Source organism: Marinobacter confluentis (assembly GCF_004785685.1).
Lineage (GTDB): Bacteria > Pseudomonadota > Gammaproteobacteria > Pseudomonadales > Oleiphilaceae > Marinobacter > Marinobacter confluentis.
In genome coordinates this window covers 195,695-214,780 of sequence record NZ_SRPF01000001.1, presented here as the reverse complement: position 1 = coordinate 214,780, position 19,086 = coordinate 195,695, and the positions used below count along the sequence as shown (strand labels likewise).

Genomic DNA, 19,086 nt, shown 5'->3' with positions numbered 1-19,086 from the left:
TCAGAACAGTCCGGCATCGAGCCCGGCGGCCAGATACAGGCCAAGCTCCTCGCACTGGCTTTCGAATTCATCCCGATACTCGCCGCGACACAGCAGCGGTTCCTGAACCAGGCGCCAACGTAGACCGGTGGTGATGGATTCAATAGCCCGGTGGGTTCCGGTGCCGTCGTGGCCGGCCCGGATATAGAAGCTGAAAGGAAGGCCCTGGGTTTTTTCCAGAACGGGGTAGTAAGTGCGGTCAAAGAAGTCCTTCAATGCGCCGCTCATGTAACCCAGGTTTTCAGTGGTGCCCAGAATGATTGCATCACAATCAAGCACATCGTCCGGCCCCGCATCCAGCGGGGCCAGCACTTTTACCTGAACGTTCTCGATGTCTTGGTGACATGCCCCCCTTTCAACCGCCTCACGGAGTCTGAGGGTGTTGGCAGAGGGCGCATGGGCAACGATCAGTAGTTTCTTAGAGAAGCTCACCGTTCGCTTCTTCTGCCTTGGCCGCTTTTTCATCTGCCGTCTCTTTCTTGGCAGGTTTGGGCATCAGCTTATCGCGCACAGCGGTTTCAATTTCGTTGGCAATGTCCGGGTTCTCTTCCAGGAACTTGCAGGCATTGGCCTTGCCCTGGCCGATCTTGTCGCCCTTGTAGGCGTACCAGGCGCCAGACTTGTCCACAAAGCCTTCCTTCACGCCCATATCGACCACTTCAGCCATGTGGTAGATGCCTTTGCCGTACATGATCTGGAACTCGGCCTGCTTGAACGGCGGGGCCACCTTGTTCTTGACCACTTTCACACGGGTTTCGTTGCCAATCACTTCGTCGCCGTCTTTCACCGCGCCAATGCGACGGATGTCCAGACGCACGGAACAGTAGAATTTCAGGGCGTTACCGCCGGTGGTGGTTTCCGGCGAACCGAACATCACACCGATTTTCATCCGGATCTGGTTGATAAACACCAGCAGGCAGTTGGCGTGTTTGACGTTACCGGTCAGCTTGCGCAGGGCCTGGGACATCAGGCGGGCCTGCAGGCCAACGTGGCTGTCGCCCATTTCACCTTCGATTTCCGCCTTCGGTGTCAGTGCCGCTACCGAGTCGACGATGATGACGTCAACGGCGTTGGAGCGGACCAGCATGTCGCAGATTTCCAGGGCCTGCTCGCCAGTGTCCGGCTGGGACACCAGCAGTTCGTCCACATCAACGCCCAGCTTTTCCGCGTAAACAGGATCAAGAGCATGTTCAGCGTCGACGAACGCGCAGGTTTTACCCGCTTTCTGGGCTTCGGCGATTACCTGAAGTGTCAGCGTTGTTTTACCGGAGCTTTCCGGGCCGTAGATTTCACAGATACGCCCGTAAGGAAGGCCGCCAATGCCGAGTGCAACGTCCAGGCCGAGTGAGCCGGTGGATACCGCCGGAACGGCTTCACGGGGCTGGTCGCCCATTTTCATCACGGCGCCTTTGCCGAACTGACGTTCAATCTGGCTGAGCGCTGCGCCCAATGCTTTTTTGCGGTTATCTTCCATTATTTCACGCCTCTGTCACCGGTATCGCCGCTGTTTTCATTCGCGGCTGAGTATGTCAGCAGGAAACGTGAAAAATCAGTTTCCTGTATATTTGAACAGTATTAAAACACAAGCGGATCGTAAGACCAACCCCCTCTTTCTATCCGTTTTCCAGATAGGCCCGCACGCCCTGCAGCGCAAACAGAACCGCCTGCCGACGGACCGAATCCCGGTCGCCTTTAAAATGCTGCACCACCGCTTCGGTGTCCGCTGGCGAACGCCCCCAGGCAAACCAGACGGTGCCCACCGGCTTGTCATCAGAACCCCCGCCGGGTCCGGCAACACCGCTGACGGCCACCGCCACACCGGCTCTGGTCGCGGCCAGGGCGCCAGCGACCATTTCCCGCACCACGGGTTCGCTGACGGCCCCATGGGCCTGGAGCGATGCATCGGTAACGCCCAGCAGCTCCTGCTTGGCCTCATTGCTGTAGGTCACAAGGCCGGCCAGCACGTAGGATGAGGAACCGGCACGATCCGTCAGAACTTTCGCAACCCAGCCACCGGTGCAGCTTTCCGCCGTTGCGATGGTCTGCCTCTGTTTCAGCAGCACAGTGGCCAGCTGTTCACCGGCTTCCGATAACGCATCATCTGTTGCGACATCGTTTAGTGGCATAATGGCCCCCTTCGTTTCATCATGGCGTGTATTTTCTTACAATCCGTGCCTCTAACAAATGCCATAGATCCGGAACCCTTCATGTCAGCAGCGCAGACCGATCTCTCCCAGCATACGCCCATGATGAGGCAGTACCTCAAGATCAAGGGCGAGCACCCGAACGAGCTGGTGTTCTACCGCATGGGAGATTTTTACGAGCTGTTCTACGACGACGCCCGCAAAGCCGCCGAGCTGATGGACATTACGCTGACGGCCCGGGGCCAGTCCGGTGGCAGCCCGATCCCAATGGCCGGCATTCCTTACCATTCTGCTGAAGGTTACATTGCACGTCTGGTCCGGGCTGGTCAATCCATCGCCATCTGTGAACAGATTGGTGACCCGGCCACCAGCAAAGGTCCGGTTGACCGCCAGGTGGTGCGCATCGTCACACCCGGCACACTGAGCGACGACGCCTTTCTGGAAGACCGCCGGGACAACCTGCTGGTGGCCATCTACAACCGCCAGGAAAAGTTCGGCTTCTCGTCACTGGACATTTCCAGCGGTCGCTTTTCCGTGGCGGAACTGGACGACCTGGAAAGCCTGCAGGGTGAGCTGCAAAGACTTCGCCCGGCGGAAATCCTTATCAGCGAAGATTTCCCCTTTCAGGAAGTGCTTGAAGGCTATACCGGCATTCGCCGCCAGGGCCCCTGGCTGTTCGAATTCGATACCGCCCACCGGGTGCTGACCCAGCAACTTCAGGTGCGGGACCTCACCGGTTTTGGCTGCGAGGATATGAAGCTCGCCGTTTGCGCTGCCGGTTGTCTGCTGCAATACGCCAAGGAAACCCAGCGCACCGCCCTGCCCCACATTCGCAAACTCAGCCGGGAGCGCCGGGAAGAGGCGGTGATTCTGGACGCCGCCAGCCGACGCAACCTGGAAATCGACATCAACCTGATGGGCGGCACCCAGCACACCCTGGCCTGGGTGATGGACCGCACGGCGACTTCCATGGGCGGCCGCCAGCTTCGACGCTGGCTGAACCGGCCGTTAAGAGACGTCAGCATTGTGGAGCAGCGTCAACAAGCGGTGTCTGCGTTACTCGACGAATTTCACTACGAGCCGGTCCATGACCTGTTGAAAGCGGTGGGCGATATCGAGCGGGTACTGGCACGGGTGGCGCTACGTTCGGCCAGGCCACGGGACCTGGCGCGACTGCGGGACGCCTTTCATGTGCTGCCAGACCTTCAGAAGGCGCTGACACCGGTCAACTCCCACCTGATCGTGAAGCTGGCCACCATTATTGGTGAATACCCGGAACTGGCGGACCTGCTGGAACGGGCCATTATTGATAACCCGCCGGTGGTTATCCGCGACGGCGGGGTGATTCGCGAAGGCTTCGATGCAGAGCTGGACGACCTGCGCAACATCAGCGAAAACGCCGGGCAGTTTCTGCTGGATGTGGAAACCCGCGAGAAGGAACGTACCGGCATCAGCACCCTGAAAGTGGGCTACAACCGTGTTCACGGCTACTATATCGAAATCAGCCGCGCGCAGTCGGACCAGGCGCCAGTGGACTATATCCGCCGCCAGACCCTGAAAAACGCCGAGCGATTTATCACCCCGGAACTCAAGGAATTCGAAGACAAGGCGCTGAGTGCCAAGAGCCGTTCCCTGGCCCGGGAAAAAGGCCTGTATGACGAGGTGCTTGAAACCGTGGCTGCGGAACTGGCCCCCCTGCAGGACGCTGCCCAGGCTCTGGCCGAATTGGATGTACTGAGCAACTTCGCCGAGCGGGCCACCAGCCTGCGCTTCAACCCGCCGGAATTCAGCGATTCACCCGGCTTTGATATTGAACAGGGCCGTCACCCGGTGGTGGAGCAGCTTTTAAGCGATCCCTATGTTCCCAACGATCTGCTGATGGACGATCAGCGCCGGATGCTGGTGATCACCGGCCCGAACATGGGCGGTAAGTCCACCTACATGCGCCAGGCCGCGCTGATTGCCCTGCTGGCTTATACCGGCAGCTTCGTGCCTGCAAACCGGGTGGTGATCGGCCCTGTGGACCGGATTTTCACCCGCATGGGGTCATCGGACGATACTGCCGGCGGGCGATCCACCTTTATGGTGGAAATGACCGAAACCGCTAATATTCTCCACAACGCCACCGAACACAGCCTGGTACTGATGGACGAAGTGGGACGGGGCACCAGCACCTTTGATGGCCTGTCCCTGGCCTGGGCTACTGCCGAGCATCTGGCGAAGCAGATCCGCTGCTACACCCTGTTTGCAACCCACTACTTCGAGCTGACCCAACTGGCGGACGACCTGACCCATGCGGTTAACGTCCACCTAACCGCCACCGAGCACGACGACACCATCGTGTTCCTGCACAATGTCCACGATGGGCCCGCCAGCCAGAGCTACGGCCTGCAGGTGGCCAAACTGGCCGGGGTGCCCCAGGATGTGATTCGCCATGCCAAGGCCCAGCTGGCCCACCTGGAAGGCAATGCTGAGCCGGTGGCGCCCATGAGAAGTGCGGTACCACAACCGTCTGCACCGGCAAAAGCCACGGTAAATACCGCTTTCCAGGGCGACATGTTTGCCGCCGCCGAGCCCAGCAAAGTGGAAGAAGCCCTTGCTGAAATAGACCTGGACGGCCTTACCCCAAGAGAGGCATTGAACCGGCTTTACGAACTGCGGGATATTATGACCGGAAGATAACGGCTCTGACGGGACACTAGCGCTTGCGCCCCTGCGGGGGGCTCCCTACAATATCGCGCAATTATTATTACATTGATGAGACTGACTACTGGACCAGGGGACTGCCCATGACCTTTGTCGTTACTGACAACTGCATTAAGTGCAAATACACCGACTGCGTGGAAGTCTGCCCCGTAGACTGCTTCTACGAAGGCCCGAACTTCCTGGTCATCGACCCGGACGAGTGCATCGACTGCGCCCTGTGCGAGCCGGAATGCCCGGCCGAGGCCATATTCTCGGAAGATGAATTACCCGCCGACCAGGTTCATTTCACCGAACTGAACGCTGAGCTGGCCGCCAAGTGGGAAAACATCACCGAGAAAAAAGACCCGCTGCCGGATGCGGAAGAGTGGGACGGCAAGCCCAACAAGCTGCAGTACCTGGAGAAGTAACCGGGCTTACTCAAGCCCCAGTTTGACGCCAATAGCCACAAAGAAGCCGCCCGTCAGGCCACTGAGGGCGCGCTTCACGCCCTGCCCCATCCTGAGTTTCTTTGATCTGATTACCATGGCCGCCACGGCGCATTGCCAGGCCATCGCCAGCCCGAAGTGAAGCCCCGCCAGAAACAGCGATTGCGCGAAAGCAGGCCCGGCCGGGTCGATAAACTGCGGCAGCAAAGCCATGTAAAAAAGCGCGGTTTTGGGATTCAGGAGATTTGAAAGCACGCCCTCCCGGAAGGACACCAGCCTAAGCACCGCAGGCTTGTCCGCCTTGAAAGCTGGCTGATCGGGAGCGGTGCCGGAGCCCTGCCGGGCCAGAGCCTGCCGCAGCGACATGATCCCCAGCCAGATCAGATAGCAGGCGCCCGCCCATTTAAGTGCCGTGAAGGCCCAGGCGGTTTCCACCAGCAGGATCGAAATGCCCAGAGCCGACAGCGTGGCGTGAATAAACAGCCCGCAGCAGATGCCAAGGCTGGTCACCGCGCCATCACCAAAACCACCGCGCCCGGTATTGCGCATCACCAGCAGGGTATCCACCCCCGGGGTCAGCGTTAACAGGGTAATCGCCGCAAGGTATGTCCAGAGCAGTTCGGCAGATATCCACATGATGGCGAAAGCACCCTAGGACAGGAGTTTCCTGGCCGCCGCTGACTTGTAGAACGGCGTCAGGCGTCGACGGATCAGGGCCTCAAGGTAACCCTCCTCACGCAACACGTCCACCACCGGCAGCACCAGGGCGTCTAATTCGGACATCACCAGTTTCCGGTTAACACCAACGTCATTGAGCAGGTCCAGAACCGGGCGGTCGCCATAAAGCTCGAACAGATGGGTCACCACCGCTTCAACACAGCCATCGAAATAGGGTGTCTGGCGGAACTGCAGCCAGAATTCGTACCCCAGCACCACAAACTCCTGCAACTGGATATCGCCCAGGCCGTCCTGAAGCTCGGCAATGGTGTGATCTTCCAGGGAGACCCAGACCGCCATCACGCTGTCGCGAAGCTCGTCGTCACTGAGTGATTTATGCAGGAACTGTTCGCTGCGGGCAATCAACCCGGGCAGGCTGTCTGACAGCCAGGCCTTGAATCGCCGCTCGAATGATTCATCCAGGCCTGGCACGGCCTTGTTGGCCATGCGCTTGCCGAACTTCATCATGGAGCCGACGCCGGGCACGCTCTTGGTGATCATGTTGTCTTCATAGAGGTAGTTCACCACGCCCTGATAAACCAGGTTTGAAACCAGCTCCTGATAGACCGGGTGAGTCATGATTTCGCTGATCACCCGCTTCCGCTGCTGCTTCAGTTCAAGGGCCTGTTCCAGAAAACCGGTGGCCTGCTCCCGGGTGATGATCTGGTTCAGTCTGGTGGTTTTCTGGATGGGGGCGTTGAGCACTTCCGTTGACATTTCGGCCGCAATTTCGGGAATGCCGGGGTCCAGTTCCATATTGATCACAACCCGCCGGACCACGCCCATTACCTGCTCGGCTGACATCAGGCGACCAAGGGTTAACCGGCCTGCATAGTCAAAAAGCTCATCCACTTCCTGCTCCAGGAAACGGTGTAACTTTGCGCCCTTCAGTGAAGACAGTTCGTGCTTTACATGCTGCTCGAGCAGCGCATCCGCAAGATCGGTGCTGGCCTTGGTCATAATCTTTGTCCAGGTATGGTTCGCTGGGCTGCTAAACCCCGAAGAATTGCAGACAAGGCTAACACCCGGGGCGACCAAAAACCTTTGCCGTGGGAGCGGGAATTTCAGGAAAGGCGGTCAAGTTCACTCAGGTTCCTGTCGATCAGCTCACGGTTGTCCTGTTGCCAGGGATGAAAGCCTTTTTTCAGATAGGCGAGGAAATCCGGCAGGCATTTACGAATCACACCGGGCTTGCCCCAGAGGAAGTTCATGCCGCTGGACCAGGTAGACAGGCTCCAGAGCTTGCCGTCCGCCTTGAGCAGCGTGCAGGTATTGAGAAAGGTGTACTTGAAGAAGTTCCAGGTGACGAACAGAAAAACCAGGCGGCGCAGCTTGTCATCGCCAACACAGTGCTGGTAGACATCAAACGCAACGGACTTGTGTTCGGTTTCCTCAATGGCATGCCAGCGCCACAGCCGTGCCATTTCCGGTGTCGCTCCGTTCATCCAGTCCGGGTGTTTGAGGATGGAGTTGGCCAGGACGGCGGTGTAATGCTTGTGCTCACGACTGTGCAAGGCTTCCTGCCCGATGAAGCCTCGAATCTCATTGCTGAGTTTGGAATCGTCCACCCTGTCACGGTACAGCCTGACAGCGTTAATGAACTGCTGTTCGCCGTCCGGAAACTGTAACGACAAGGCATTGAAAAAGGCGGTACGGAACACGTCGCCACCATGCCAGAGGGTCTCAAGGTCCTGATCAACATTGAAATGCATGTGGCGCGGTGCAACCGACACGCCCGCAGGGGTTGAGCTGATGGTCATGGCAGCCTCCTGTTTTTTATGGTTATGGAGCCCTGTTACAGCTGCTGCCAGCTTACGCCTGTTTTCTGTAAAAATGGAAGCATCCTATCCGTTACCCTCGAAAGTTTGTCACTGAATGACATCTTTGTTCAGAATAGGCGTTTGCCACCCATCAGCGAGACGGCCACATGCGTTACCCCATCTACCAGCTGGATGCCTTTACCGACCAACTCTTCGGCGGAAACCCGGCAGCGGTCATGCCACTGAAAGAGCCACTGTCGGACCAGACACTGCTGGCCCTGGCGGCTGAAAACAACCTGTCAGAAACCGCCTTTTTCACCCCGTTACCAGACAGCGAAGACGCCGATTTCAACATCCGCTGGTTTACCCCAGACATTGAAGTCCCGCTTTGCGGCCACGCCACACTGGCCACCGCCTGGGTGATTTTCAACCTGTTGGAGTGGCCGAAGGACTCGGTTCGCTTTCAATCAAAAAGCGGCCTGCTGGGCGTCCGCAAGGGCGACGATGGCTGGCTGATCATGGACTTCCCCAACCTGCCTTTCGAAGCGCGGCCAACCCCGCCAGCCATCCTGAATGCCATTGATGGCGCGCCTGAATCATCCTTTTTCGTGCCGAACGACACCAATTACATGATCGTGATGGCGGACGAGGCGGCGATTAAAGCCGCGGAGCCGGATATACGAACCCTGAAAACGCTTGGCAATCAGGGCCTGATAATCACCGCACAGGGCCAGGACTGCGATTTCGTCAGCCGCTATTTCGCACCTGGCGCCGGTATTGATGAAGACCCGGTGACCGGGTCCATCCACAGCGTGCTGGTGCCCTACTGGGCCGAGAAACTGGGCAAAACCCGGCTTGATGCCCGCCAGGTTTCCAGGCGCGGCGGCATCCTACGCTGCGAACTGAAGGGCGACCGGGTCGCCATTGCGGGCCAGGCGGTTCTGTACATGGAAGGCTCTGTCATCCTGCCATGAACCATTTCGACGTCATTATCATTGGCGCAGGCGCGGCCGGGCTGATGTGCGCGGCCACGGCCGGCTATCGCGGCCGCCGTGTGCTGGTTCTGGACCACGCCAACAAGCCGGGCAAGAAAATTCTGATGTCCGGCGGTGGCCGCTGCAATTTCACCAACCTGAACAGCACACCGGCCAACTTTCTGTCGGACAACCCCCACTACTGCATTTCCGCGCTCAAGCGATACACGCCCCAGGATTTTCTGGAGCTGGTCGAGCGACACGGAATCGAGCATGAAGAAAAAGCCGCAGGCCAGCTGTTCTGCAGGGACAGCGCCAAAGACATCCTCAACCTGCTGCTGACCGAGTGCGACTGGGCCGGTGCTGAGATCCGCATGAAAACCAGCGTCGACTCGGTCGCGGAGATTGAAACCGGCTACCGGCTGAAAACCTCATCGGGGGAGCTCACCTGCGAATCACTGGTCATGGCATCTGGCGGCCTGTCAATTCCGACCATGGGCGCGTCCGGTTTCGGCTATGACATCGCCAGGCAGTTCGGGCTGAGGCTTTTACCCACCCGGGCCGGGCTGGTGCCTTTTACCCTTCAGCCGCAACTCAAGGAGCGACTGGCACCGATCTCGGGGGTCAGTTGTCCCGTTGATGTCCACTGCCAGAATGCGCATTTTCGCGAACCCATGCTGGTGACCCATCGCGGCCTCAGCGGACCTTCCATGCTGCAGATATCCAGCTACTGGTCACCCGGTGATGCCCTGTCGGTGAACCTGCTGCCGGACACCAATGCCCGCGAAGACCTGTACGCGCTTCGCAAACAGAAGCCCCAATCCACCCTGGCCCAGTATCTGATGCAGCACTTGCCCAAGCGCTTTGCCCAGGCTTTCAATGACATTAACGAGTGGCAGGGCCCGCTGCAGGCGTACAAGAACAGTGATCTTGACACGGCGGGCGAGACCCTGAGCCGCTGGCAGATCAAGCCTTCCGGCACAGAGGGATACCGAACGGCGGAAGTAACCCTGGGAGGTGTAGATACTCGGCAGCTATCCTCCAAAACCATGGCCGTGCTGGATAAACCAAGCCTGTATTTTATCGGTGAAGTGGTGGATGTGACCGGCCACCTGGGCGGCCACAACTTTCAGTGGGCCTGGGCTTCCGGTGTGGCCGCAGGTAATGACGCCTGATACCAGCGGAAAATTGAAGATCCTTAATTCCTGTTGAAGTGACTCAATGCTATCTTTCTGCGCCGTTCACACTGGCAACGAGACCGACCTGCAAGACCATCAACTGAGGCTTTAGAGACAATCATGACAAGCATAGGCGGCCGTCTGATCCTGATCTTTCTGACGATGAGCCTGATAGGCCTGAGTACCGACGCCCTCGCCCACGCTGTCGCCCAGGGCGATAAGGGATATATCCAGGAAATTACCGGTATAAACCTGATTGCGTTCATCTACCTCGGGGCCAAACACATGGTCACCGGCTATGACCACCTACTGTTCCTGCTGGGTGTGATTTTCTTCCTCTACAAGATGAAGCACATTGCCATCTATGTGAGCCTTTTTGCGTTGGGGCACTCCACCACAATGTTGCTGGGGGTCTACTTCAACATTGGCATCAACAGCTACATCATCGATGCGATCATCGGCCTGTCGATCGTTTACAAAGCCCTGGACAACATCGGTGCCTATCAAAGATGGTTTGGCTTCCAGCCCAACACCAAAGCCGCCACGCTGATTTTCGGGTTGTTTCACGGCTTTGGCCTTTCCAGCAAGATTATTGAATACGACTTCTCACCGGATGGACTGATCCCCAACCTTCTTGCCTTCAACGTAGGTGTGGAAATCGGACAGCTCATCGCCCTGGCCATGATTCTGATCGTGATCAGTTTCTGGCGTAAAACCGACGGCTTTTTCCGCCACGCCTACACCGCCAATGTGGTCATGATGAGTGCGGGCTTTCTACTATTTGGTTACCAGCTCACCGGTTATTTCGTCGCCTGATTCTGGAGATACATCATGTACAACACTGATATGCCGAGCCGTGAAGAATTACCCAGCACCGCCAAGCTGATTCGATCCACCATCCTGGCTATCATCGTGGCGCTTGTTCTGCTGGTTACCGTGGTCATGCCCGCAGAATATGCCCTGGACCCGACCGGTGCCGGCCGCCTGCTAGGCTTGACCGAAATGGGGGAAATCAAGGCGCAACTGGCTGAGGAGGCGGCCGCAGATGAAACCGCCGGGATGGTCGCCGTGCAATCTTCCGTCGACCAGCCCGAGCCGGAAACCACTACGGTTGAAGAGCAACCGGCATCAGAACCGGTGCCTGTGGAACCCCAGTGGCAAGATGAAGTGCGGGTGGTCCTGACACCGGGCGAAGGCACCGAGTTCAAACTCACCATGGAGGAAGGTGCCGTGGCTCGCTTCTCCTGGGTGTCGGAAGGCGGCCCGATCAATTACGATACCCATGGTGATGGCGGCGGCCAATCCATCTCTTACGAAAAAGGCCGCGGTGTCCCTGAGGATAAAGGCGAGCTTGAGGCCGCTTTCACGGGTAACCATGGCTGGTTTTTCCGCAACCGAAATGACGGCGACATCACGCTGGTACTTCGCACCGGCGGTGACTACGGTGAGCTTAAAAAGTTAAAGTGAAAAGGTATGCGCACGAGAAACATCTTCTTTGTTATAACCGGGCTGCTTGCAGCCTGCGTCAGCTCGCTTGGGCTATTGGGCGCCTCGGTCCCGATCGACAACCCGACCCCGGCACAGCTCGATCACCAGTCAATGAGCATTAACGTCTGGTGGCTTGCAATCGCGGGCAGCCTGGTGGTTCTGGCCATCGGTGCCCGCGGGCTGTGGAGATCACGCGGCAGATAACAGAATCAGGCATACCGGCCGCTGAGCAGGCTGCCAGCGTTCGGCACCACCGGCTTGAGACCCAGCTGTTTTAGCATCTGATAGGTTGTGCAGGTCGCTGCGGACACCACCGGGAGCCCCAGCGAATCCTCTACCTGCTGGATCGAAGAAAGCGAAGGCATCTGCACACAGGCTGACAGAACCACTGCATCTGCATGGCTGATGTCCAACCGTTTGACGATTTCCTTCAACAGCTCCGGATCGCGACGACCGACTTCCAGGTTGTCCGGTATTTCCAGCGCGATGCTGTCGACCACCTGAATACCCTCTGCCTCTATGTAATCAATGACCATCTGAGTCAGTGGTTTCATGTACGGAGTAATAATGGCGACACGCTTGGCCCCGAGTATCCCCAGCCCGTCGGTCAGGGCGCCGGCACTGCTCACTACCGGCGTTGGATGACCATTATCTTCAGCCACTTTGGCAAGGCGTGCCTGAGATTCCCGGTGATATCCGGCGCCACGGCTCATGATGGCCACCAGACAGGCATAGCCCATGACGTCTACCGCGGCGTCAGACAGTTCCAGAGCGCACCGGTCGGACTCGTCGTCCATGGCCGCCAGCTCTTCCCGGGTGACTTTCCTCATGCGCATGCGGCTGGAATGGAAAGTGAACCTTTCGGGTTCCACCGCTTCACGGGCACGCAGCATGGCCGGTATTTCGGTTTCCATGGTGGTGTTGGAGCTGGGAACGATCTGGCCGATTCGAAAACTCCGGGTCATACCTTGTCTCCTGAATAGATGCCTTTGTAGTCATCGCGAAGCTGTTTCTTCTGAACCTTGCCCATGGTGTTGCGCGGCAGGGCATCCACAAAGAACACGCGCTTGGGTTGCTTGTATTTGGCCAGACGGCCAGCCAGCGCCTTGATCACGTCTGCCTCTTCAAGGGTTTTGCCAGGTACCAGCACAACCACAGCAGTGACGCCTTCGCCGAAATCGGGATGGGGAACACCAATGACGGCAGACTCCACAACCTCCGGCATTTCGTCGATCACCTGCTCCACCTCTTTCGGGTAGACGTTAAAACCGCCGGAAATCACCAGGTCCTTGTCGCGACCGACAATCTGTACGTAGCCGCGATCATCAATCAGTGCCAGGTCACCGGTCACGAAAAAGCCATCATCCAGCAGCTCAGCCCGGGTTTTTTCCGGCATCCGCCAGTAGCCCTTGAATACGTTGGGGCCGCGAACTTCCAGCATGCCGATATCGCCCTGTGGCAACGGCTCGTGGTGATTGTTGTCCGGGTTGGTGATACGGATTTCCACACCCGGCAATGGCATCCCCACGGTGCCGGCAATGCGGTCGCCGTCGTAGGGATTGGAGGTATTCATGTTGGTCTCGGTCATGCCATAACGTTCCAGAATGGCGTGGCCGGTGCGTTGTTCAAACTGTTGATGAGTTTCGGCAGTCAGCGGTGCCGACCCCGATGTAAACAGGCGAATATTGGCGGTCAGTTCCGGCGTCAGGCGGTCGTCCTGCAGCAGCCGGGTATAGAACGTGGGCACGCCCATCAGCGTGGTGCCCCCGGGCAGAGCGGCGATGATGGTGTCTACATCAAACTTCGACATGAAATACAGGCTGGCACCGGACATCAACACCACGTTACAGGCCACAAACAGCCCGTGGGTGTGAAAGATCGGAAGCGCGTGAATCAGCCGGTCGTTTTCGGTGAAGCGCCAGGCCTCAACCAGGCTCTTGGCGTTAGACCCCAGGTTTCTGTGGGTCAGCATTGCACCCTTGGAGCGGCCGGTGGTTCCGGAGGTATAAAGGATGGCCGCCAGGTCATCGTCGCTGCGCTGTTCGATGCCGGTGAACGCCTCTGCCGTAGCAACGGCATCCATAAGAGAACCGTCCGCGCTTGTGCCCAGTGTTCTCACATTGGGGCAGCCGGTTTTTTCAGCGACTGCCTGCGCAGACTCCAGGGCATTGGGTTGGCAAACAAACAGCGCGGGCTCGGCATCCCCCAGAAAGTAACCTATTTCATCCGCGGTATAACCGGTGTTGAGGGGCAGATAGACGCCGCCGATGCGCAGGGTGGCCAGGTACAGAAGAATGGCCTCCGGGCTCTTGTCGACCTGCACCGCAACCCGATCCCCAGGGTTCACGCCCAGTTCTTTCAGGGCGCCGGCGATTCGTTCGGTTCTGGCCAGGGCCTCTGCGTAGGAGTAATGCCCGCCTTCCGGCGTCGTGATGAAATTCGCCGCACCCCGGGCTTGCATCTTTTCGGCGAACGTCTCGAACAGGTTGTGGTTCATTTCTCGTGCTCTCCTTGAAGCAGTTTTCGACCCGACTTGGCCAGTTCCCTCACTTTTGCGGAACAGGCTATTTCGCCGTTGGTGATGTATTTTTCGTTGTTGCGCTCGATGTGTTCGAGCACATACAGGTAGTTCACCATCAGCCCGGCGGACTGCTCTATGCCCTTGGCCGAGATGTCGCCCATCCAGTTAATGCGGTGCAGTTCCGCACCATTGCCCAGATGAAAGCGGGCTACCGGGTTCAGCGGAAGGTTTTCGTGGTTCTTTTCTTTCAGCAGATAACGGGCGGCCAGCGGACGGACAACCTCATTGAGTGAGTTCGTCATTTCGTCGTCATACACCCATTGCGAGTCGTCCAGCAGCGCGAGTGTTTCCTGGGCCTCAGGGGTAAGCAGGCCGGATTCAGAGCGATAGGTTTTTTCCAGCCAGCTGCGGAAACCGGGCAGCGGCGACAGTGTCACGAAATTCTTCAGGTTCGGCAGTTCCTGTTTCAGTTCCTGCACCACCTGCTTGATCAGGAAGTTGCCGAAGGAGATTCCCCGCAAACCCACCTGGCAATTGCTGATTCCGAAAAAGGCGGCCGAATCGGCCAGTTCTGCGGCCTCAATGTCATAGTGGTCGTTAGCCAGAATGGGCTGAATGCGATCGGGAATGCCTTTGGTCAGCGCCACCTCCACAAAGATCAGTGGTTCATCACCAATCGCCGGGTGGAAGAAGCCGAAGCATCGGCGATCACGACTGTCCAGCCTCCGACGCAGATCATCCCACCCTTCGATTTTATGAACGGCCTCATAACGGATGATTTTTTCCAGAATGGACGCGGGTGTGGTCCAGTCAATCCGCTTTAGCACCAGAAAGCCCCGGTTGAACCAGGAGGCGAACAGATGGATGAAGTCGGCGTTGATCGGGTCAAAATCCTTGTGCCCACGCATCAGCGACAGAAAATCCTGGCGCATCCTCACAAGCTCGTAGGTTGCGCCCTGGGCCAGATTCAGACGTCGCAGCAGCTCCTGACGCCGGGGCTCCGACACCTCAAACAACTCGGCCAGGTGCCGGTTCGAGCGGTCTGTCTTGTAGGCCCGGTAGGCGTCGTCGATTTTTCGCGGATCGGCGGCAAAGTTCTTTGCCAGCGACTCGAAAAACGCCCGCTTGTTGTCGTCGTCCAGCGAGTGATAGATGTCCAGGGCGCGGCTGGCCAGCACAATGCTGGCAGCCTCGCCGTCGCTGTGAAGCAGCGCCTGACAGGCATCGTCAAGATCACTGTGGGTGTGGTTCGCCTTTCTGCCGCCAAAGGTCCGCTGCAACGCATCCCGCTGGGTAATATTGCTGAACAATTCCTGCAAAAAACTCATGTTCATAACCCTGTCCTTTGAAATATCAGTACGTACTGGGGCCCATCAGCAGGTCCGGAAGCCACAGGACAATCTCCGGGAACACGCACAGAATAATGATGGCAAGCACCATGCATAGGGCGTAAGGCAAGCTACCCAGCAGGATGTCACGCAGAGCGATATCCGGTGCAATACCCTTGATAATGAACAGATTGAGTCCAACCGGCGGGGTGATCAGGCCGATTTCCAGGTTGATGGTCAGGATGACCGCGAACCAGTAAGGATCGAAATTCGCCGCCAGAATAATCGGCAGCAGAATCGGAGCGGCCATGACAATCACCGCGACCGGCGGCAGGAAGAAGCCGGCAACCAGCAGGAACAGGTTGATAATGCCCATCAGCACCCAGCGATTGACTTCCAGGTCCGCAATGGCCCCGGCAACCGTCTGGGTAATGAACAGCGACGACAGGGCAAAGGCGAAAATTTCCGCCGTTGCAATGATCAGCATGATCATCACGCTCTCACGCAGGGCATCCCGCATGATGGTGTTGATCGGCCCTGCCTGCCACATCCGGTAGACCACAATCGCCAGGCCAAGGCACAGAAAAGCGCCGACACCGGCCGCTTCCGATGGGGTAGCGACACCGCCATACAGGGCAAAAAGAATACCCATCACCACCAGCAGGAAAGGCAGTACGCGTACCAGCGCTTTCAGGTTGCCTTCGACGTTTTCCTTGATCTGTGCAGCCGCCTCGGCCACAGGGCTCGGAGTGTTGTAACCGCCCGCCATCTTGCAGGCAATCAGCGTCCAGACCATAAACAGGCCAGCCAGCATCAACCCCGGTATGGCACCGGCGATGAACAGACGGCCTATGGATGTCTCGGTGGAGATTCCGTACACGATCATGGTAACGGAGGGGGGAATCAGAATGCCCAGGGTACCACCTGCGGCAATACAGCCGGCGGCAACGCCATCCGGGTAGCCCCGCTTGCGCATTTCCGGAATGCCCAGCTTACCGATAGCGGCACTGGTGGCAGGCGATGAGCCGGACAGGGCCGCAAATATGGAACAGGCGCCAATGTTGGAAATGGCCAGCCCGCCGGGCAGTTTGCCCATCCACAAATCGAGCGACCGATACAGGTCACGTCCCGTGGGTGACGAGGCAACCGCCGCACCCATTAGAATGAACATTGGAATAGCCACAAAGCCGAAAGACGCTATGTGACCAAAAAAGGTCTCGCCAAAATAGACCAGCTCACCAACGCCCCGATCAAGAAACAGTGCGCCCAGCGCAATGGCCCCCAGGGCAAACGCGATGGGCGTGCCAATGGCCATCAGTATCAGCAGGGCAATGACGACAAAAATACCGCTCGTTACCGGATCCATGTTCAGGGTTCTCCTCGCAATATTTCCGCCACGTATTGCAGCGACAAAAGGGTTGCGCCAATGGCGACCGGTAAAATGGCTGGCCAGAGAGGTGGGTTCCAGACGGTTCCGGACGTCCACTCAAAGGCATAAGCCTCGTAGAAGTAATACCAGGAGCCAAAACTCAGGGCGATGCAGAAAGCCAGGCCTACCAGGGAGGCCGCCAGTTGCATCAGGAACTTGGGCAGCCCACTGAGCGCATCGGGCAGAACGGTGACGGCCACGTGGCCTCCTGTCTTGAGCACATAGGGCGTACCCAGAAGCATGGAAGCGGAAATGGCAAAGGTTGTGAATTCGGTTTGCCAGATGGTGCTCTCACCCATGACATAACGCACGAACACCATATGAACGACTGACAGCACGCCAATAAACAGCAGCGCGCCTGCCAGGTAGGCAGTGGCAATCGAAGCTGTGTCCATCAGGCGGATGAAGCCGCCGATCAGACCACGCTGAGACACTTGTCCGGAACTCGTAGATTGGGACATAACTCAAACCCGGGAAGTTGTTGGCTTGCGTTCCGCCCTGCCCGGCAGGAACCCGGGCAAGGCTGAACTGGATCAGACGTCAGTAACGGGGCCGTTACTCGACAGCCAGTGCGGCATCAATCAGAGCCTGTCCGTTGGGCACATTCTCTGCAAACGTCTTGTAGGCGCTGTCCTGGGCAATCTTCAGCCAGGCTTCGTAGTTCTCGGGCGTCATGTTGACCACCTCAACGCCGTTCTCCTTGAACACATCAACCATTTTCTGGTCGAGTCCCGCGGCTTCTTTCACGAAGTATTCTTCCGCCTTCTGGCCAGCGGCCATAAGCGCAGCCTGCTGTTCTTCGTTCAGGCTGTTCCAGCTGCTTTCGGAGATCAGTACCGGCTCATACATGAACCACAGGGCGTTGGCGCCAGGAGCGGTCAGGCAGGTCACCTGCTCATAAATACGATAGGAGACAAACGAACCGGATGAGGTGTTGGCCCCGTCAAGAACACCGGTCTGCATGGCGGTGTAGATTTCTGAGGATGGCATCGAGGCAATAGACGCACCGGCGGTTGCCAGCATCTCGTCAAACGCCGGGCCCGCGGCACGCAGGGTCTGGCCCTGTACCGTGTCCGGTGAGGTGATGCACTGCTTGTTCGACGCGAAGCCGCCTGCCAGCCAGGCGTCAGCCAGTACACGGGCACCGGCATCGTTGATCACTTTCTTGATCATGTCCATGAATTCGGAATCGTTCAGGCGTTGAGCGCGCTCGTGGTTACGGACCAGACCGGGCATCAGCGTTGCCGAGAACTCAGGATGACGGCCGCTGGCGTAGTCCAGTGGCAGAGCAGTCATATCCAGGCGACCACGAACCATGGCACCCCATTGCTCTTTGGCCTTGAACAGCGACTGCCCCGGATACACCTGAAGCTCCAGACCAACGTCGGCCGCCTTGACCTCACGGGCCATCAGTTGGACCATTTCATCTCGCACGTCTCCTTTACCGCCGGGAAACTGGTGGGATACGCGCAATGTAGTGTCAGCTGCCGCGACACCCGAAACAAAAACAGACAGGGAGGCCGCTATGGCCAGTTTTGCGAAAGGCATTTTCATTGTTAGATCTCCATACTTATTGTTGTAGGATCAATCAGACTCGTCTGATGTATACATCAATAACGATGTTGTATATTGTTGTCAACATGAATTGACTAAAGTATGACTGATCGTGATCCAGTCACTGACGTGGACAAAACAAGATGAATCGATCAAGTACCCAGAAGCTGAAAGACGCCCTTGAGGAAGACATCATCAATGGCCGCCTGTTACCCGGCGAGAAGCTGGATCATGATGCCCTGGCCCGGAAATACGCCGTGTCCCGCACCCCCATTCGCGAAGCGGTGCAGCAACTTGTGGTCAGCGGTCTGGTCACCGTGAAGCCCAAACGGGGCACTTTTGTGGCCAAGGTAGGCATTGATCAGCTGATCGAAATGTTTGAAGTGATGGCTGAGCTGGAAGGCATGTGTGGGCGGCTGGCAGCAAGGCGGATCCAGCCCTCTGAACTGGCGATGCTGGAAACCGCCCTGCTGCGATGTGAGGACCCGGAGGTGGTTGCCGACCCGGACGACTACTATTACGAGAATGAAGAGTTCCACAACTGCATCTATTCGGCCAGCCACAACGAGTTTCTGGCGAATGAAACCCGGCAGTTGAAGCAGCGCCTGAAACCCTACAGACGCCTGCAGTTGCAGGCCCGTAACCGGGTGCGGAATTCCGTTGAGGAGCATCGCCGTATTTTCGAAGCCATCCGCTCAGGACGGGAAACCGACGCGCAACAATGCCTCAAGGAACATGTGCTTATACAGGGCACGCGCTTCAGCGATTTCGTGTCTCAGGTCAGGAGTTTCGGCGAAAAAACAACAGCCTGAACATTTAACAA

20 protein-coding genes are annotated in these 19,086 nt (G+C 57.7%); 8 read left to right on the top strand and 12 right to left on the bottom strand.

Annotated features, from left to right (window positions below; all coding sequences use genetic code 11):
• The 3 genes from E5Q11_RS01020 to E5Q11_RS01010 form a co-directional block, all read right to left on the bottom strand.
• Positions 1–504: a flavodoxin family protein gene (locus tag E5Q11_RS01020; protein WP_135801552.1), complete on the bottom strand. Its 504-nt coding sequence runs from the start codon at positions 502–504 to the stop codon at positions 1–3.
• Positions 458–1,513, bottom strand: coding sequence for a recombinase RecA (recA, locus tag E5Q11_RS01015; protein ID WP_135801551.1), 1,056 nt, complete (start codon positions 1,511–1,513; stop codon positions 458–460). The genes E5Q11_RS01020 and recA overlap by 47 nt, the downstream gene beginning before the upstream one ends.
• Positions 1,514–1,652: 139 nt before the next feature.
• On the bottom strand, positions 1,653–2,165 hold the full coding sequence (locus E5Q11_RS01010) for a nicotinamide-nucleotide amidohydrolase family protein (RefSeq protein WP_135801550.1): 513 nt from the start codon (positions 2,163–2,165) through the stop codon (positions 1,653–1,655).
• 81 nt (positions 2,166–2,246) lie between these two features.
• On the opposite strand from E5Q11_RS01010, the gene mutS reads away from it, so the two are divergent.
• Together mutS and fdxA are read left to right on the top strand one after the other, a co-directional pair.
• Entirely contained in the window at positions 2,247–4,865 is a 2,619-nt protein-coding gene (gene mutS / locus E5Q11_RS01005; RefSeq protein WP_135801549.1) for a DNA mismatch repair protein MutS, read from the top strand.
• Between the two features lie 107 nt (positions 4,866–4,972).
• Positions 4,973–5,296: a ferredoxin FdxA gene (fdxA, locus tag E5Q11_RS01000; RefSeq protein WP_135801548.1), complete on the top strand. Its 324-nt coding sequence runs from the start codon at positions 4,973–4,975 to the stop codon at positions 5,294–5,296.
• Between the two features lie 6 nt (positions 5,297–5,302).
• Here fdxA and E5Q11_RS00995 read toward each other — a convergent pair whose 3' ends face one another.
• The 3 genes from E5Q11_RS00995 to E5Q11_RS00985 all read right to left on the bottom strand — a co-directional run bounded on the left by E5Q11_RS00995 (position 5,303) and on the right by E5Q11_RS00985 (position 7,791).
• Positions 5,303–5,950, bottom strand: coding sequence for a LysE family translocator (locus tag E5Q11_RS00995; RefSeq protein WP_135801547.1), 648 nt, complete (start codon positions 5,948–5,950; stop codon positions 5,303–5,305).
• A 15-nt stretch (positions 5,951–5,965) separates the two neighbouring features.
• The gene (locus E5Q11_RS00990) at positions 5,966–6,991 is read right to left on the bottom strand and encodes a hypothetical protein (protein WP_135801546.1); all 1,026 of its coding nucleotides are present in this window, start codon (positions 6,989–6,991) and stop codon (positions 5,966–5,968) included.
• Positions 6,992–7,095: 104 nt separating this feature from the next.
• Positions 7,096–7,791 (bottom strand): metal-dependent hydrolase, encoded by a 696-nt coding sequence (locus E5Q11_RS00985; protein ID WP_135801545.1) that lies wholly within the window; start codon positions 7,789–7,791, stop codon positions 7,096–7,098.
• 167 nt (positions 7,792–7,958) lie between these two features.
• Here E5Q11_RS00985 and E5Q11_RS00980 point away from each other — a divergent pair, with 167 nt between their 5' ends.
• The 5 genes from E5Q11_RS00980 (at position 7,959) to E5Q11_RS00960 (ending at position 11,635) form a co-directional block, all read left to right on the top strand.
• Positions 7,959–8,765 (top strand): PhzF family phenazine biosynthesis protein, encoded by an 807-nt coding sequence (locus tag E5Q11_RS00980; protein WP_135801544.1) that lies wholly within the window; start codon positions 7,959–7,961, stop codon positions 8,763–8,765.
• Positions 8,762–9,940: a BaiN/RdsA family NAD(P)/FAD-dependent oxidoreductase gene (locus E5Q11_RS00975; RefSeq protein ID WP_135801543.1), complete on the top strand. Its 1,179-nt coding sequence runs from the start codon at positions 8,762–8,764 to the stop codon at positions 9,938–9,940. The genes E5Q11_RS00980 and E5Q11_RS00975 overlap by 4 nt, the downstream gene beginning before the upstream one ends.
• Positions 9,941–10,105: 165 nt before the next feature.
• Positions 10,106–10,759 carry a HupE/UreJ family protein gene (locus E5Q11_RS00970; RefSeq protein WP_135802382.1) on the top strand — a complete coding sequence of 218 codons (654 nt, stop codon included), beginning with the start codon at positions 10,106–10,108 and terminating at the stop codon, positions 10,757–10,759.
• Positions 10,760–10,774: 15 nt separating this feature from the next.
• Positions 10,775–11,410 (top strand): hypothetical protein, encoded by a 636-nt coding sequence (locus E5Q11_RS00965; RefSeq protein WP_135801542.1) that lies wholly within the window; start codon positions 10,775–10,777, stop codon positions 11,408–11,410.
• Positions 11,411–11,416: 6 nt separating this feature from the next.
• A complete protein-coding gene (locus tag E5Q11_RS00960) occupies positions 11,417–11,635 on the top strand; it encodes a hypothetical protein (RefSeq protein WP_135801541.1) in 219 nt (72 codons plus the stop codon).
• A gap of 5 nt (positions 11,636–11,640) precedes the next feature.
• On the opposite strand, the gene E5Q11_RS00955 is transcribed toward E5Q11_RS00960, so the two are convergent.
• The 6 genes from E5Q11_RS00955 to E5Q11_RS00930 all read right to left on the bottom strand — a co-directional run bounded on the left by E5Q11_RS00955 (position 11,641) and on the right by E5Q11_RS00930 (position 18,263).
• The gene (locus tag E5Q11_RS00955; RefSeq protein WP_135801540.1) at positions 11,641–12,396 is read right to left on the bottom strand and encodes a maleate cis-trans isomerase family protein; all 756 of its coding nucleotides are present in this window, start codon (positions 12,394–12,396) and stop codon (positions 11,641–11,643) included.
• Positions 12,393–13,928: a malonate--CoA ligase gene (locus E5Q11_RS00950; RefSeq protein WP_135801539.1), complete on the bottom strand. Its 1,536-nt coding sequence runs from the start codon at positions 13,926–13,928 to the stop codon at positions 12,393–12,395. Before E5Q11_RS00950 ends, E5Q11_RS00955 begins: the two co-directional genes overlap by 4 nt.
• Positions 13,925–15,286: a malonyl-CoA decarboxylase gene (locus E5Q11_RS00945; RefSeq protein WP_135801538.1), complete on the bottom strand. Its 1,362-nt coding sequence runs from the start codon at positions 15,284–15,286 to the stop codon at positions 13,925–13,927. The genes E5Q11_RS00950 and E5Q11_RS00945 overlap by 4 nt, the downstream gene beginning before the upstream one ends.
• A gap of 19 nt (positions 15,287–15,305) precedes the next feature.
• Complete coding sequence (locus E5Q11_RS00940; RefSeq protein WP_135801537.1) at positions 15,306–16,646, bottom strand: TRAP transporter large permease; 1,341 nt, start codon at positions 16,644–16,646, stop codon at positions 15,306–15,308.
• Positions 16,647–16,648: 2 nt separating this feature from the next.
• A complete protein-coding gene (locus E5Q11_RS00935; protein WP_168215585.1) occupies positions 16,649–17,170 on the bottom strand; it encodes a TRAP transporter small permease subunit in 522 nt (173 codons plus the stop codon).
• Positions 17,171–17,264: 94 nt separating this feature from the next.
• Positions 17,265–18,263: a TRAP transporter substrate-binding protein gene (locus E5Q11_RS00930; RefSeq protein WP_135801536.1), complete on the bottom strand. Its 999-nt coding sequence runs from the start codon at positions 18,261–18,263 to the stop codon at positions 17,265–17,267.
• 143 nt (positions 18,264–18,406) lie between these two features.
• Here E5Q11_RS00930 and E5Q11_RS00925 point away from each other — a divergent pair, with 143 nt between their 5' ends.
• Complete coding sequence (locus E5Q11_RS00925) at positions 18,407–19,075, top strand: GntR family transcriptional regulator (RefSeq protein ID WP_135801535.1); 669 nt, start codon at positions 18,407–18,409, stop codon at positions 19,073–19,075.
• Positions 19,076–19,086 lie beyond the last annotated feature (11 nt).